Genomic DNA, 15,423 nt, shown 5'->3' on the forward strand with positions numbered 1-15,423 from the left:
TATATGTTTATAGTTATAAAATACCTTTCGAGAAGACATACCTGAATTTCAGATGGAATGTCCGTCCCGCCAATGGTTGGCGGTACTGATCCCACACCTCTTTATTCATCAGGTTGTGGCATTCCAAGGCGATGGAATATTTCTTTTTGTAAGTCAGTAAGAGACCTATATCATGAGTAAAACTGCAAGGGATACGCCGTTTCTGCAATTCGGTAAGTTCCCAAAAGTAGAAGAACTCTTCGGTGAATTTCCCGTCCCAGAAAGCCTTGATATACCAATTTTTGAACAATCGGTCGCTGTGATATTCCGCCCCGAAGTTGGCGAACAGATAAGGAATATTAGGCAGTCGCAATCCTTTTGTCGGATTGGGGGCTTGGGTGCCGGGTAAATACTCCAAGGCATCGCGCACATCCTGATAAGTCAGATTTCCGTAGGCATAGAGCGTCGGCGTTATATCCAGTTTCAACTCGGTCTCTATACCTTTGATATGCACCTTTTCTGCATTCACATATCCGGCTGCCATGTGCTGTTTCATCAGTTTTATCATATCATTTACCTGCATATAAAAGCCGTTTACCTCAAATTGCAATCGCGACAGCCCGAGTACGTCGTTTTTGTCGATCAAGAAGCCTAAATTGAAGTTATGGCTTTTCTCCGGTCTCAGCCTGGCAGCAGGGAAGGTGATGATACCGTCACCGAATAGCTCTTGCGAATTGGGGAGGCGTATAGCCCTTTGGTAGGAAGCCTTCAAATGAAAGTCTCTGAACGGTTCAAACTTCACCGCCTCTATCCATCCGATTTGTGATGTCGTATTGCTCTTTTTCTTCGGAGCTTCAATCATTTCGTACGAGGTCAAGTCCTCTATCTCGGAATGGAGGCGGAAATACTTTGCAGAGAACATATTCGTCAGTTTCCTGTCGAATAGTTTCGCCTCCCAAGTCAAGCCCGAAACAATACTGGTCTTTTTGCGGGGAAATCCTCCGATAATAAACCCTGCGTGCTGACTTGCAATGTCATCGCTTGGTTGTCTTCGGGCGTAATTGATGAGTGTGTTCAGGTTTAGACTGTGATTGGCGGACAATCTGTAATCGAAGTTGATACGTTCGTTGATTTCCAAACCTTTGTCGTTTGAGTTGTGTGGAACGTCTCCCGTCTCTCCCTGTCCATTCGGACTCGGATAGATGTTTCCCTCAAAATCGTAATTAACCCGTGCCGTATCCACAAAATTGTTCGTCGTATGTGAAAGGGAAAAATGGGACTCGAAGTTAAGTCGGTTGTTCAGCATTCCGCTTTTTATCAGTTTGTTTTCCAGCATAAATATACCCGATTGATTTTCGGCATGCTGGATGTTTTTCAAGACACCTTGAATCTCATTGAAACGGTTGTAGTACCCGAACTCGGTACTGATTTCATCGAACCTGAGTTTTGTAAAAGCTATTTTCCCTTTCAACATATACGAACGAAAACGGTCGTGGTCTCGCCTCACCAACAAGTTTTCTCTTTCGGGCACTCTAAAAGAATAATCATTCCTTGCAGACGTATAATAACCTCCCGCACCGAGCAGAACACCGCTTTTAGGAAAGTTCTTGCGAGAGAAGACGCTTCCTTTGTGTGTTTGGTAAGAACCTAATTCATACGAGGCATCCAAATAGTCCGTACTGAACTCTTTCGTAACGATATTAACGGCGCCGCCCAATCCATCGCACCCAAAACGGGCAGGGATAATACTTTTGTAGACCTCTATCCGTTCGATAATGTCTATTGGAATCTCATCAAGAGAAAAAGCTCCGTCAGAAGTACTCATAGGTATTCCGTCCCATAAGATTTGAATGCGGTTTCCTTCCAATCCATGGACGATAATCCTCGAACTGCTCCCCAAACCACCGGTCTGCCCGACTTTCAAGCCGATGGTCTTATTCAAGATGGTTTCCAGCGATACGGAGCGACCTTGCAGCTCCTTTGCATTTATCACTGCAACCGCTTCGGGTGACTCTCTGATAATCTGTGCTTTTGTTTTCCCGAAGACCACTACATTTGCTAACTCCGTTGATTCCGGACATAGCTTTATGATATGACGTTTCCCATTTGCAGTAATCGTGTCGGTAATCATCTGATAACCCACATAACTTACCCTAAGTACAATTTTTTGAGAGGCAGGTGTATTTAATTTCGCCACTCCTTTTCTGTTGGTGGTCGTACCGTTCTTGTATGTTGTATCTCCCAGACTTTTCCATTGCACCGTGGCAAATTCTATGTTGCTTCCATTTTCTGCATCGACAACTTTAATTTCAGTAGAATATAGTTGTGCAAACATAGGATAAGACCACAACAATAGAAAGCTGATAACGAGTAGTCTCTTATATAAATGGATCATTAAGCTGATTGGCATATCTTATCTGTTTGTTAGAACTCGTGCAAAATTACGCGCCTATCGAATAAAGAAATATCCCTACCATCCATACTTATACCCCTGTTGAGTTTTATGTATACCGAACTGTCATTTTCGGGTAGTATTATGCTCATTCGGGTTATTTTACCCCTGTGCGTCTCCGTACTTTTGCATCTTAGAAAATCAAAACGACAGATATATGGATAAACAAAAAGTCAAGCCTCTCGATGAGGAACGGGAGAGCCGCAGCCTGCTCTCCAATGCAGTTGTCATACTGCATCTTGTTTTCGGCACGCTGCCCCTATTGCTTGTGGTATGGGCGGTGGACAGGCTGATGAGCGGAACACTCTCTTCCACGGCGGTATGGACGGTAGGAGTGGCGATGGTGCTGTTTGCCCTGCTTCGGGGTGTGTTCTACGGAACTTCGATTTGGCGGGCGCACCGCTCGGCTTACAATGCCCTCACACGGTTGAGGTTGCGCATTGTAAACCACTTGCAACGGTTGCCACTCGGTTTCTTTCAGGAGCGTAAGGTGGGCGATTTGGTGAATATCATCAATCACGACGTGGAGCAAATCGAGATTTATTTGGCACACGGACTGCCCGAAATCCTCTCGGCAACGCTTTTCCCAACCTTACTCTGGGGAATTGTCATGGTATTGGATTGGCGGCTGGGGTTGTCGCTCGTATCGCTTCTTCCGCTGGCGTTTCTTTTGCAGATGGCGGTCAAAACGCTTTGGGGCAAGAGCTTTCGCCACTTTATGGAAAGTACGCAAAAAATGTCGGAAGACCTTTTGGAATATGTGGCTACAATACCGGTTATCAAAGCATTCAGCCACGAGGAAACACGCACGGAACGGGTACTTGGTGGTATGCGCGATTATATTCATTGGGTAAAGCGGAGTATGTTCAGCGTTACCGTGCCGATGACGCTCATCACGATGTTTTTGGAGGGCGGTATCGTGGTGATGACACTTGTCGGTCTATGGCTGATGAGTTCGGGCGAACTGACTATATCGCGTTTCATTCTTGCCCTGATATTGGGAGGATTGTTCTCGTCTTCCTTCGCTAAGTTGGCAACATTCCAACATTTTCGAATCGTCTATGGGCAATCGCTGGCAAAGGTGCAGTCGATTACCGAAGTGCCGGCAAAGGACACGGCGGATAAGGATACGGACGCTATGCAGACAGATGTCCGCTTCGAACACGTGACATTCGCCTATCCGAATAAGAAAGACAGTGCGTTATGCGATGTCAGTCTGCAATTTCCCAAAAGCAGTCATACAGCTATTGTGGGCGAATCAGGTTCTGGAAAAAGCACATTGGCAAGCCTGATGATGGGTTTCTGGCAGCCTCAATCGGGAACTGTCCGATTAGGCGGAGAGAACCTTGTGGAACTCTCCGAACGCAACATTGCCGATTTCTTCTCGATGGTGCAGCAAGAGGTGTTCCTTTTCAACACGAGCATTCGGGACAATATCCGTATCGCCAAGCCCACTGCTACGCAACAGGAGGTAGAAACAGCCGCACGGCGTGCCCGCATACACGATTTTATCATAGGGTTGCCTAATGGTTATGGTACGTTGGCGGGCGAAGCAGGTGTAAAATTCTCCGGCGGGGAGAAACAGCGTATTTCCATTGCGCGTATGTTACTCAAAGACTCGCCGATTGTCATTCTCGACGAAGCCACCGCCGCATTGGACGGAGAGAATGAAAAACTTATCCAAGAAGCTTTGGACGAGTTGCAACGCAACAAGACCGTTATTACCATCGCCCACCGTCTCAATACCATTCAGGATATGGAGCGTATTGTTGTGATGGACAAAGGGCAGGTTGTGTCGAAGGGAACACACCGAGAACTGATGGACAACTGCCCGCTATACCGCAATATGACAGAAACGCAGGAGCAGGTAAGCAAATGGCAACTAAAAGAAAAGGAGGAATAAGAATGGTACGCAATATACTGAATGAACTGACCGCCCGCGGAGTGCGGCATCTGATTGTCTCCGCACTGTTTTTTGTGATTTATGCCCTCTGTGGCACAGCGATAATGCTCACTGTCTTGTTTCTCATCGACCGCTATATATCGGGCGAAAGCGTTTCACTCGTTTCAGCAGCGTGGATACTCAGTGGTCTGCTGGTTTTGAAAACCATATCCAATGCCATAGCCGATATGAGCAAGCATTTTGCCGGCTTCGACCTCGTGGAACGCATTCGTGAGAAAATCATCTTGAAATTGAAAATGTTCTCACTCGGTTTCTATACCAATGAGCGTCTGGGAGAGATAAGCACCGTCATACACAAAGACGTGGATAATATGGAGATGGTAGTAGGACACCTATGGACACGGATGTCCGCCGACTTCATTGTAGCTCTGATTCTTGGTATCGGGCTGTTCTGTGTGGATTGGCGCATGGGATTGGCAATGGTAGCCATTCTCCCCATTGCCCTATTTTCTCTGTATCGGGGCATTCGCTCGGGAATGAAAGCACAGCAGGAGGCACAAGACAATCTGGCGGATATGGTCAGTCTCTTCGTGGAATACGTCAAGGGCATACCCGTGCTGAAAGTGTTCGGAGGAAAAGGAATGTTCCGTGACAGGCTTGACCGCTCCGTGAGTGAGTTCGGGGAGAGCAGCAAGGAGACCTCACGACTGGCGGCGGTAAGTGTGGGCAGATATGCCTTTTTCATAGAACTGGCTTTTGCACTGATGGCTACGCTCGGTCTTTGGTGGACGCAGCGTGGCGAACTTTCTCTTTTCGCATACCTGATGTTTGTAATCGTCTCGAAAGAGTTCTACAAACCTTTTGTCAATATGGAGAGCCATTGGCTGAGCTACATTAAGGTAAAGGACAGCTACGGACGTATCTCCCGCTTGTTGGATGCTCCCGTTATCGTCAATCCCGACCAACCGAAAACGGTGGAACGCTTCGACCTCTCGTTTGAAAACATAGGTTTCCACTACGAAAAAGAAGGTTTTGAGATGAGCGACCTCACGTTCCATGTTCCCGAAGGAACGGTAACGGCACTTGTTGGCTCGTCGGGTTCGGGCAAAACAACCATTACTAACCTGTTACTCCGTTTCTGGGAACCGCAGACCGGCAGTATCCGTATCGGTGGTTTAGACATTCGAGAAATGGACTATGATTATTTACTCGGTAAAATCAGCGTGGTGATGCAGAATGTTATTCTCTTTTCAGATACCATTGCCAATAATATCAAAGTGGGCAATCAACATGCTACGCAGGAAGAAATCGAAGAAGCAGCACGTAGGGCGATGATACATGACTTTATCATCAATCTGCCAGATGGTTACGAAACAAAGATCGGAGAAAACGGCTTGGGGCTGTCAGGCGGACAGAAGCAACGTCTCTCCATCGCTCGTGCTTTTCTCAAAGACGCACCCATTCTCCTTTTGGATGAGATAACGAGCAATGTCGATCCCGTCAATGAGCACAAAATACAGCAAGCGATGTCCGCCCTTATCCGAAATCGTACGGTCTTGGTCATTGCCCATCATTTGCAAACCATCCGTAACGCCCATCAGATTGTCGTGATGGACAAGGGACGGCTTATAGAAAAAGGCACACACGCCAAACTCGAAGCCAAAGGAGGAATGTATTGCAAACTGCTGGCAATGCAGTAAGATCGCTAAAAAAGAACAGGTAGTAAGACGCATTTATCTTACTGCCTGTTCTCATATTCAGGTAGTGTCCGAAAAAGTGTGTAAGCGTAGTTGTTGCTTTTTTACCACAGGGGCATGCCCCTGTGGTAAAAACTTTGTGGTTTTCTTGTTTTTATCCATTTATTTGATACTCCACTCTTGGAAGTAGGGCAACCTCCTAGCATAAGTCCTTTCTGTCATCTCTCGGGCAACAGATCCTAAGAGGAATACGACGGCATCAGCCGAGGGTAAAGCTCCGCGCATACGTAACGTACGCTTATAGCTGCGATTGAGGCGCTCCACCCAGTTCGTGGAGTAAATCATACGCCGAACTTCTTCTGGGAATCTCAGATAGGTGAAGTAGCCTATATTGCGAGGGGAAGACAGAGAGAGGAAACTCCTGTAACTCTTACCCCAACGCTCTGCAAATGTACACAATTTCTCAAATGCCTTGATGGGAGTAAGTCCTATATCTCGAATAGGGAATAACTCATCCAACTCCTGTGTCATCTGAGCTTTATCCCTTTTAGACACAACATTAAGGGCTTGTCGTTTGAAATGGACAACACATAACTGATGGGCTGACTGAGGGAAAGCCGAGCAAATAGCGCGTTCAATACCCTGTAAGGCATCTGAGATAATCAGATCTATCCGTTCCATGCCCCGAGTTTTGAGTGCTTTCAACTCCATCTCCCAATTCAACGCTCCCTCTGTGGGATGATTCACCACACAAAGCACCTCGCGACTACCATCAGGAAGTAGACCGAGCATCGTGTAGTAAGCCTCCTTAGAGACACTATCCTCTCGCCGAGTAAAGGCAAACGTTGCATCAATGTACACTGCCAAATAGTGAGGAGACAATTGGCGTTCTAACCACTTGGATATCTCTGCCTTACTCGTGTTGGAAAGGAAGCTAACTTGCTGTTTACTATAGTGATGACCATAGAGGCGTTCGCACACGGCGCCAATATCTTCGCACGAAAGTCCTCGCGTATAAAGTTCATGGAAGAGAAGGGCGTGTTCGCTTTCTTGATGCGAAAGAATGCCCAAAATTAGGGGCTCGAAACTCTCTGAACGAGTACGTGGAATGCGAAGCTCAAAGCTACATCCATAGCCCCGCCATCGACGGGGACGGAAACCATTGCACTGTTCTCCTTTATGCTCTTGGACAAAAAGAGAACGTTCTTGCTTGGAGAAGGTGTTCAATAATACACGAATAAGTTCGTTAATACCTGACTCCGATGATAGCATTTCCGAAATAAATGCCGACTTTTGTGATGTTGTAAGCTCCATTGTTCTTAGTTTGTTTTTCTTGTTACCACAAAGTTAAGAGCTATGGGGCTTACACACTTTTTTAGGACAGTATCCATATTCAACTGTACCATCCACCTTTGCCATAACACACAAGTAGCGGAGGACTTGTTCTCTTCTTTTCGGTCAGTCTTCTGATTATCCATTTACGGAAACTTTTGGCTTGTGGAGAAGCAAAACGAAATGACAGCATCGTTATCATTTCAATATTATATAAATCCACTGCACCACCCTTAAACAATAGCGTTTGCATCACCTCATCTTCTCTGAGTAATCCTTCTTTGAAGATAGACTTGATGTGGCTGTTTACTTTGCCGGAGAATACGCCGAATAAATCGGCTATTTCGCAAGCCGACATCCAAATGGAAGTCGTAGGAACGTGTACGTTCCCATTCTCCTCAATGGTTATGAATTCTCTTTTCATAGTAATTCAATATTCATTGTTTTTTCTTCTTTCGATTAACTTATCCATATCCTCTGCAATCTTCTTCTCTGCAATCTTCGCATAGGTCTGCGTGCTGGTGATGGAGGCATGTCCCATCATCTTGGCAATGCTCTCCGTACAAATCCCCTCGGAAATCAAGAACGATCCGAAACTGTGCCGGGCTTGATGGTAGGACAGATTCTCTTTGCGTCCGATAATGACGCCCAGTTCGTGTATCTCAAACCACATCATGTCTCTGCTTGGCAAAGGGAAGACCGGCTGCGTGTCATCGGTCGTATTGTACAAATCAAGTATCTGCTCCGCTATCGGATGCAGAGGGATAAATGACTCCACTTTCGTCTTCTTACGGTTGATGCGAATGTATCTTCTATCGTCGGCAGTCCGCCCGATATGGTGTGGATACAGCAGTTGGGTATCGACATAGGCAAGTCCCGTAAAACAGGAGAAGATAAAAGCCCTGCGAGCCAATTCCTTCAATGGGTCATTGGCGGGCAGTTTCAGTTCTAGCAGTTGTTTGAGTTCCGCTTTGCTGATGTGCATTCGTTTGGAGGGCGGTTTCTTCTCATACTCCAACTCTTCCAAAGGATTGGCACGGATAATCTCATGGTCTACGGCAAGATATATCAGTCTGTTCAGCCAACAAAGGCAATGGTTGGTCTGCGATGCCCCGAAGTTCTTGTACCGCTTCAGGTAGACCTTATATTCCCGTCCGAATTCCTCGGTGATGTCCGAAAAGGCAATGTCCGCCTTGCCTTTCGAGTCCAAGAACTCACGGATATAGCTCTGGTAATACCGAGAACTCCTGTAGGTCGAAGTGGAGTCGATTTCCTTGGAACGGACGGCAAGGCGTTCCCGTTCCCTTTCTCCCATTTGGAGCAGATGGGTAGGAATGACCGCCTGACCTGCTATCCTGTTTTTCAATAGTTCGGCACTGACCACACCCTGCTCTTTGAGCATTTCATCATAGAGCCGCTCCGCATACTTTCGAAACTCTTTCAGGCGGTTGTTCGTCCGCACGTCCGCAGTCTCTGCTTTTTTTGCATTCCATTGTTTGGGATTGCAAGTAATACCCGTGGTTATCGTCATGCTTTTCCCGTCGATGGAGATTCGGCAAAGTACGGAAGTTGTACCATCCACACGTACCTTGTTGCGATTGATATAGAGTAGTAAAGAAAATGTGCTACGCATAAATTCATTTATTATCTATGGGGTGTTATAATACAAGTTTCAAATCTTTTGTCACTTCGATATATTTGTCCATATCCTCGAAGAGTTTCTTGGGCGTGACCTTTGCATATACCTGTGTGGTCTGGAGGTTGGAGTGTCCCAGCATCTTGCAGATGGTCTCGATAGGAACGCCGGCTTCCAAGGTAATCAGCGATGCGAATGAGTGCCTGCCGGCATGGTAGGTCAGGTCTTCCTTAATGCCCGCAAGAACCGCAAGGCTTTTCATCAGACGGCGAAGGTTGGGATGGTACAGCATTGGAAAGAGGGTCGGACGAGCATCATCCCGGTACTTCTCTATCAGGTCAAGGGCTTCGGGCAGCAGCTTGACACAGGCACGAAGCTCGTTTTTCTTGCGGCAGTATTTAAGCCACAGCTCGCCATTGTCATCCGTGAACAGATTGTCACGCGTAACGGAAACTGCATCGGCGTAGGCTGTTCCCGTATAGCAGGCAAAGAGAAAGAGATCTCTTGCCAAAATGTGGGAGGCGCGATGTTCGGGGATTACCAAGTCACGGATTTTCTCGAAGGATTCCCGGCTTAGGGCTTTTGGTGTCTTCTCCTTTTGTTTGGGGAGACTGAAATGAGCGAAAAAACATCTGTCGGCATAACCGTCCTTGTAGGCTTTACGGCATATTTTCTTGACGATAGCCAAATAGTGCCGGCAGGTATCTATGGCAAGCCCTTTCTCGTCCAAGATGAAGCTCTGATAGTCATGAATGAACTGTTCCGTTATCTGACCGAAAGCGATGTCTTTGGTGCGAAACGTCTTGTCGATGAACTCCGCCAAGGTTCTCCGGGTATAGATATAGGCAGGGTAAGTTCCCTTTGCACGGTCTATCCCGATGCGTTTCCTCAAATCTTCACAGACGATGTCCGTCATTCCCAACAGGGTCATCTGCGTTTCAAGGCTTCCTTGAAACAGGTTCTTGACGGCTTCCGCATCGAAGTCTGCTTTTCTTTCCACAAGCGTGTCGAATGCCGTATGGATGGAGAGCATCAGCTTGTCCAGCTTCGCATTGGTCTCCACGGCTTCATGGCTCTTACCTTTCAGACGGCTTTCACGAGGATTCCACAGGTCGGATGTGCAGGAGATTTTGCAACTGAATTGCACCATCGAACGATTGACGGTGATACGTCCCATAATGGGCGCTTTGCCCGACTTGTCGGGTCTGCTCTTTTTGAGGTAGAGCAACACCTTGAATTTTTCTATTTTCATACGCTTTAATTTTATGGGCAAAATTACCCGTTGTTAAAGCGTTCTTTGATAAGCAAAACATTGTGGAACAGTGAGATATAACCCATGTCAGAAAAACCTTTCCTTTTTCCGTTACCTCACCACACTAGGGAAACCAACGGATAACGGTTTGGTAACCGAAAGGATTCAATATTCCGTGTTGAACTGCTTTCCTATCATACTCGCAGAATATAGAAAATCGACTAATTCACAACACGTTATCGGTTTATTCTCTACATTCTTCCAAATTCTCAAATGGTAGGTATTTTCCATTGCTTCCGACATACATTTGCCACAATGTCTTTGAGCAAAGGCGTTCCCATCGAATCCGTGTCAAAGATGCTGGGACACACCAATATCAAAACGACGCAGATTTACGCCCGTATCACCAATAAAGAGTCCATTGCACAATGCAAGGATTATATGACTATGTTCTTTGAAGTCATTTTTGCCTATTGAGGCAGTGTTTCTCAGCGGTGGTATTCTTCTTCCCCCTTACCCCGACCTTGTGGGTTATTTCCCACAGGGTCGGGGATTTTTTTGCCTATCTGGCTGCTTGAAGCACAAGCAGCCCCGGCATACGCTTGAGATTGTAGGCCATAGCTTCAAGGACATTCTGTGTATGTGTCTTGGCTAACCCTCGGTAGCGACATCGTCCGCCCAAGAACCACCGACGAATACTGCCAAAGGTGCGTTCTATGAAGCACCTCGTCTTACTTATCATACGATTGAAAAACTTCTGACTCTCGCTAAGGACTTGCCTCCGACTAGACTTGAGCATGATGCCATCAACCAAGCCCCGAGGAGCCAAGCACTCCGAATTCTTTTTGCTACAGTAGCCCTTGTCTGCTAATACACTTACCCCTAATGACAACTCTGACTTCTCTACCGATTCGGGCAAANTAGTTCCGTGCGAAAGCGACTGATGGTGCTATGATCAGGAGAGGGGAAGCCAAGGTCTAAGCCAAGGAATTCACTGAAAAGCAGAGAGTCATTGATACGCTCCTGAACCTCATAATCGCTCAAACCATACCAAGTCTCTAGCAAAAGAATCTTGAACATCAGCAAGGCATCGTAGGCGGGGTTACCTACGGCATTCTGAGTCTTGGTGTACTTCTTGTTCAGCAGGGTGCGGATACCTCGCCAATCAACACAAGCATTGATTTGGCGTAGAAAGGAGTGCTTCATCCGGTCGCGACGAACCTGAGTATATACTTGTAGAAAGCTGGGAGCCGGTTCGGTTGGTTTAGTTGCCATGTTGATACAGTTAATTATGTGTAAATATGCTATTTATCAGTGATATATACAACAACCACAACCCCCAAAAGACGCAAAGTGCCGTGCAATGGTCTCAAAAATATCCCTCAAAGGCTAAAACCGGTGGCTTAACCAACCCCAAACCAAAATAGAAAGGGCTGCGCCAAAAATGAATTTTGACACAGCCCCTTCTTTTGTCGGGGTAGCGGGACAGCCGATGGCCTAGTTGATTGTTTTAAGTGTCTGATTATCAGCGGGGCTTTTTTTCCGAAAGAGGGATTATTGCCCCGTATCTGTCCCGCGTAAAAGAGCTAAAACGGCATCGAAATCTGGCTCATTTACACGTAGATACGACCCGTCTATAAGCTTAATCCTTGCAAGCCCATTTTTGTGTTCTTTGCTTTCAACCTTCTCTACGCTAACGATTGCAGACTCAGAAACGGCGCTTTCGTGTGGCTTGCCGATTGTGTCGAGTTTTTCATTCAGATGGTTAGCACTCTTGAATAAAATCATTTTCATTTCTTTTAAGTTGTTGGTTTTCTACTCTCTTTAACTAACACCATCTCAAGCAGCTCCTTGCGCTTTGAGGCTGGCACATGGAAGGTTACAGATACTTGCTCTTCGAGCGTGTCTGTACCGATCTCTTTAGTGTACTTCTCGGGATAAGTAAAGAGATCTACTACATCGACCTCGAGGGCACGTGCGATATCCGGCAGCATCGATATGCGCAGCACCTTGGCTCCGCTTTTGATTTTGCTGGATACTGTACGGTCAAGGTTCAGTGCGTCGGCTATCACTTGCTCCTTATAGCCCTTTTCATAAGCGATTTTGAAGATGTTCTCGATAACCTTCTTCTCAAAGTCAATAGTCTTACTCATAGCTATTAAAATTATAGTGATTAAAAAAGCAGTACTATCCACCTTTCGCACCATGTCTGCTAAAATTCGCAGCGAAATGTTGCGAGTTTTCGCAACATGTTCTATATTTGCAATGTGTTTCGTGCGGAAACCGCACAATGAAGCTAAGAAAATATGGTCAGAATAATGACAGATCCCTCCGTAAAGTTGGCATTGAGCGAAGAATTCGGCGTTTCGGTGCAGTTCGTTAGGGCTGCGCTGAACTTCAAGCGTGGTGGCGATAAGGCTATCGCTATCCGCCGCGCTGCACTCGAGCGAGGGGGACGGCAAACAGATGGCAGTCCCGACAAGGTTGCCTTATCAGCGAAGGAGTACGCACAGCGGTGAATACTGTAAGTAGTTTTCTCATAGAAGAGTCGCCTAAATGCCTGTGAAGGTACAGGGCGACAATGGCAAGTACGGGGCAGGTGTATTAGGGTCGACCTGTCGAGGTTTTTTCGGGTTTTTGCCTCCAGAACTACGTGCGCAGTTCGATTCTGCGCCTTGCCACTAACGCGACTTAGGTCGCTCTCGATTACAAAAACAATAAGGGGCGCCTGCCCTCTGGCTTACTGCAGGCAAGAAAAGATGGGTGGAATAGAAGAAAAAGTGAAAGGGATTGCAGCTGTTGTAGATACGCTTCCTCCCAATGAGTTAAAAGGACGATGTGTCCTCTTCATGTATGCAGATGAGGAGACCTGTACGGTCTCAGTGAGAGGATCCGACGAGATGTTGACCAGGCTTACTCTTTATAGTATGATGAGCGATTCAAGCTTCGCTGAAGCTATGATTAAAGCTGTAAGCGGATACGAGAAAATAAATAGAATGGTATCAAGATGTGTCTCTAAAAAGGAAGAGCATGTGTGTTGAGCAAGATGGACAAGGCGGCCTCAATATAATGGGTATATCCACTGACACGGTCGGGTCTCTGATCGAGGCTGTATGTATGCATATAAATGAGTATAGGAGGCAGGGTCTCACACCCGACTCCGAACTCGTGCGGATGAAGATAGAGATAGAACGGGAGATCGTCGGATGAGAGGAATGAAAAAAGTAGCGATCATTCGCCGCCCGGGTGCTGCATCTGTCATCCGGCAGATTAGAATCCTGGAGCCGGCGATCTTGAGTATCGACCAGCGGATCGAGATAGATGCTTTTACGGAATACTCAGTTGTCGTATGGCTCCCTTTCGAACGCTTCGAAGAGTATCGCAATAGAATACAAACACTCATTGACACGCATGTGTCATAGCAATATCCTGTGGTAGGGAAAGAAGGAAACCGGCGGCTACTCCCGACGAGCTTCGCGGACATCGACGAACTCGCAGCCGAAATGGGCAAGGAGGAGTTTCGCGCTTACGTCGATCGGGTGTACGCCGCCGTCCTTCGACATCCTCCCTACGTGCCCCTCGACATCGAGAGCAAGTGCACGCCAGAGACAAAAAAACGATTCATATCCGTCTTGTGGCTATACCTCGCAGAGGGCCATGGCGGATATTTCGACAACGAGATAAAACACTTTGTACGCTATGATGACGCTCCCGTGGCTAAAAGCCGAAGAGGATTTCTTGAGAAAAAATGCCGGGTCAATGCAGATGAGCGAGCTCGTGCGCAGATTGAAGCGCAGCGAAACCGCCATCAGGCTCAAGATGCACCGAATGCGGATCACGCTTCGGTCGGTGGTTCCGGATAAGGAGAATCCGTTGTTCTCGATCATCAATGCGAAGTACAACGGGCACCCTGAATATTTCACACCCTCGCAGGGATTCTACGATCGAACGGGTATCAAGAAGGTGCTGTTCTGGAAGATGTATCGAGGCGAGGTGCGCGCGTCTGTAGACGTGTGCAAGAAAGTCGCCGAGGAGCTTGGCGTAACAGGGGTAGAGTTTATCGGAGCCCTTCAGCAGTCCCTTTTTGACAATCCGGATTTCATCTCTGAGGAGAATCCACAAACGAACAATAACAGATGATAACAGCAGAACAAATTAGTGCCGCGATGGATAAAGCCTTCGAAGCCTATCGCAAAAAGAAGCAGATACCGACGCACTTCGTCGATGCAGCGCAAACAGATTATCGAGCAGGCTGGAGTGCAGCCTTAGAGTTTCTATTCAGAGAATTGGTCGAGGATGATAACGACAAGGCCTGAAAAATTCCCGTCGTGGGCGTTGCTCCCGACCGTATGCATCAGGAGGGTGGACTCTGAGATGTTCTGTCGTCTCGAGGTCGCATTGATATTCCTGCGATTTTCGCTTTTGATCTACTTCAGTAGCCCAAGAAAATGACTTCGTATTGCGTTATTCCGATTTTTCTGGTTATGTTTGCAGTGCCTTACATAAACGCGGAGCGGAATACCGCTTCTGATTTGGGAGCGGATTTTTTATATCCGCATCTCAGTACCTATAGGTACAGTACCCCCTCGTGGCAGCTTAATGGCTCCACTGCTCCGCGTGAGTGTAAGGCAGAGGGAAAGGCTGTACCTTCTTTTTATTTACAGCCCTACAAACACAATTCTGTAATGCCTTACACAGAAAAAAATGTTTGCGCAGGGTGTATTGCACCCACTGCAGGCACGTGCCCGAGCCACGAAAACGCTCGCCTCCGCCTCTCCACGCTGAGGCAGTCTATCAAGAGCTGGATGGACCAGTCGGTCCGCACAGCCTTCCCCGAAGCTACAAAGACACGTTGCCGCCTGCGCAAGCTGCCTCGCGGTCGTATGCGCTACTGCGCTTCGGTGCGCAGCCACGGCGTTTACTTGAGCTTCTCCACCTATTCCCTTACAGCCTTCTCCCGAGCGGTGAGCCGCGCCGGAGCGGTGCATTGTATCCACCACGCCAATACAGTAGTCCTATGAACGGAAATCAATATGTGCCCGTAGCAGGGTCGATCGGCACCTGCTGCAAAGACGTTGCCTATCAAGACGGCAGCAATCTCCTGCTGATGAGCTTCGAGCAACTCAGCGAGCGAAACAAGCGCATCGCCATGTCAATCGAGGAGGCATAGCG

At 47.3% G+C, this 15,423-nt stretch carries 17 protein-coding genes and 2 pseudogenes; 11 read left to right on the plus strand and 8 right to left on the minus strand.

Going from position 1 to position 15,423, the window contains the following annotated elements; translation table 11 throughout:
* Window positions 1-13 precede the first annotated feature (13 nt).
* Entirely contained in the window at window positions 14-2,389 is a 2,376-nt protein-coding gene (locus HQ49_RS01795) for a TonB-dependent receptor (RefSeq protein ID WP_039418108.1), read from the minus strand.
* Between the two features lie 199 nt (window positions 2,390-2,588).
* Between HQ49_RS01795 and HQ49_RS01800 the strand changes: the two genes are divergently transcribed.
* Together HQ49_RS01800 and HQ49_RS01805 are read left to right on the plus strand one after the other, a co-directional pair.
* Complete coding sequence (locus HQ49_RS01800) at window positions 2,589-4,334, plus strand: ABC transporter ATP-binding protein (RefSeq protein WP_039418109.1); 1,746 nt, start codon at window positions 2,589-2,591, stop codon at window positions 4,332-4,334.
* Between the two features lie 2 nt (window positions 4,335-4,336).
* Window positions 4,337-6,034 carry an ABC transporter ATP-binding protein gene (locus tag HQ49_RS01805; protein WP_039418110.1) on the plus strand — a complete coding sequence of 566 codons (1,698 nt, stop codon included), beginning with the start codon at window positions 4,337-4,339 and terminating at the stop codon, window positions 6,032-6,034.
* Between the two features lie 159 nt (window positions 6,035-6,193).
* On the opposite strand, the gene HQ49_RS01810 is transcribed toward HQ49_RS01805, so the two are convergent.
* From HQ49_RS01810 to HQ49_RS01825, 4 genes are all read right to left on the minus strand, one after another.
* Complete coding sequence (locus tag HQ49_RS01810) at window positions 6,194-7,345, minus strand: IS256 family transposase (RefSeq protein WP_039418112.1); 1,152 nt, start codon at window positions 7,343-7,345, stop codon at window positions 6,194-6,196.
* 79 nt (window positions 7,346-7,424) lie between these two features.
* Window positions 7,425-7,787, minus strand: coding sequence for a hypothetical protein (locus tag HQ49_RS01815; protein WP_006951737.1), 363 nt, complete (start codon window positions 7,785-7,787; stop codon window positions 7,425-7,427).
* Window positions 7,788-7,793: 6 nt separating this feature from the next.
* A complete protein-coding gene (locus HQ49_RS01820; RefSeq protein WP_039418113.1) occupies window positions 7,794-8,996 on the minus strand; it encodes a site-specific integrase in 1,203 nt (400 codons plus the stop codon).
* 25 nt (window positions 8,997-9,021) lie between these two features.
* Window positions 9,022-10,251 (minus strand): site-specific integrase, encoded by a 1,230-nt coding sequence (locus HQ49_RS01825; RefSeq protein WP_039418114.1) that lies wholly within the window; start codon window positions 10,249-10,251, stop codon window positions 9,022-9,024.
* 285 nt (window positions 10,252-10,536) lie between these two features.
* On the opposite strand from HQ49_RS01825, the pseudogene HQ49_RS11960 reads away from it, so the two are divergent.
* Window positions 10,537-10,668: pseudogene (locus tag HQ49_RS11960) on the plus strand (tyrosine-type recombinase/integrase); the annotation flags it as partial.
* A 145-nt stretch (window positions 10,669-10,813) separates the two neighbouring features.
* On the opposite strand, the pseudogene HQ49_RS12495 reads toward HQ49_RS11960, so the two are convergent.
* The 3 genes and pseudogenes from HQ49_RS12495 to HQ49_RS01845 all read right to left on the minus strand — a co-directional run bounded on the left by HQ49_RS12495 (window position 10,814) and on the right by HQ49_RS01845 (window position 12,404).
* Window positions 10,814-11,532: pseudogene (locus tag HQ49_RS12495) on the minus strand (transposase).
* Between the two features lie 273 nt (window positions 11,533-11,805).
* Entirely contained in the window at window positions 11,806-12,045 is a 240-nt protein-coding gene (locus HQ49_RS01840; RefSeq protein WP_039418116.1) for a hypothetical protein, read from the minus strand.
* Window positions 12,046-12,050: 5 nt separating this feature from the next.
* Window positions 12,051-12,404, minus strand: coding sequence for a helix-turn-helix domain-containing protein (locus HQ49_RS01845; RefSeq protein ID WP_152569117.1), 354 nt, complete (start codon window positions 12,402-12,404; stop codon window positions 12,051-12,053).
* A gap of 153 nt (window positions 12,405-12,557) precedes the next feature.
* Between HQ49_RS01845 and HQ49_RS01850 the strand changes: the two genes are divergently transcribed.
* The 8 genes from HQ49_RS01850 (at window position 12,558) to HQ49_RS11635 (ending at window position 15,421) form a co-directional block, all read left to right on the plus strand.
* Window positions 12,558-12,770 (plus strand): hypothetical protein, encoded by a 213-nt coding sequence (locus tag HQ49_RS01850; protein ID WP_039418118.1) that lies wholly within the window; start codon window positions 12,558-12,560, stop codon window positions 12,768-12,770.
* Between the two features lie 240 nt (window positions 12,771-13,010).
* Entirely contained in the window at window positions 13,011-13,292 is a 282-nt protein-coding gene (locus HQ49_RS01855; protein ID WP_039418120.1) for a hypothetical protein, read from the plus strand.
* Window positions 13,282-13,461 (plus strand): hypothetical protein, encoded by a 180-nt coding sequence (locus HQ49_RS01860; protein WP_039418122.1) that lies wholly within the window; start codon window positions 13,282-13,284, stop codon window positions 13,459-13,461. Before HQ49_RS01855 ends, HQ49_RS01860 begins: the two co-directional genes overlap by 11 nt.
* Window positions 13,462-13,466: 5 nt before the next feature.
* Window positions 13,467-13,673 (plus strand): hypothetical protein, encoded by a 207-nt coding sequence (locus HQ49_RS01865; RefSeq protein WP_152569118.1) that lies wholly within the window; start codon window positions 13,467-13,469, stop codon window positions 13,671-13,673.
* A 277-nt stretch (window positions 13,674-13,950) separates the two neighbouring features.
* Window positions 13,951-14,391, plus strand: a complete 441-nt coding sequence (locus tag HQ49_RS01870; RefSeq protein WP_039418126.1) for a hypothetical protein — start codon at window positions 13,951-13,953, stop codon at window positions 14,389-14,391.
* Window positions 14,388-14,567 carry a hypothetical protein gene (locus tag HQ49_RS01875; protein ID WP_039418127.1) on the plus strand — a complete coding sequence of 60 codons (180 nt, stop codon included), beginning with the start codon at window positions 14,388-14,390 and terminating at the stop codon, window positions 14,565-14,567. Before HQ49_RS01870 ends, HQ49_RS01875 begins: the two co-directional genes overlap by 4 nt.
* Window positions 14,568-15,056: 489 nt before the next feature.
* Window positions 15,057-15,272, plus strand: coding sequence for a hypothetical protein (locus tag HQ49_RS11630; protein WP_160224158.1), 216 nt, complete (start codon window positions 15,057-15,059; stop codon window positions 15,270-15,272).
* Complete coding sequence (locus tag HQ49_RS11635) at window positions 15,269-15,421, plus strand: hypothetical protein (RefSeq protein ID WP_160224161.1); 153 nt, start codon at window positions 15,269-15,271, stop codon at window positions 15,419-15,421. Before HQ49_RS11630 ends, HQ49_RS11635 begins: the two co-directional genes overlap by 4 nt.
* Window positions 15,422-15,423 lie beyond the last annotated feature (2 nt).

Source organism: Porphyromonas gulae (assembly GCF_000765945.1).
Classification (GTDB): Bacteria; Bacteroidota; Bacteroidia; order Bacteroidales; family Porphyromonadaceae; genus Porphyromonas; species Porphyromonas gulae.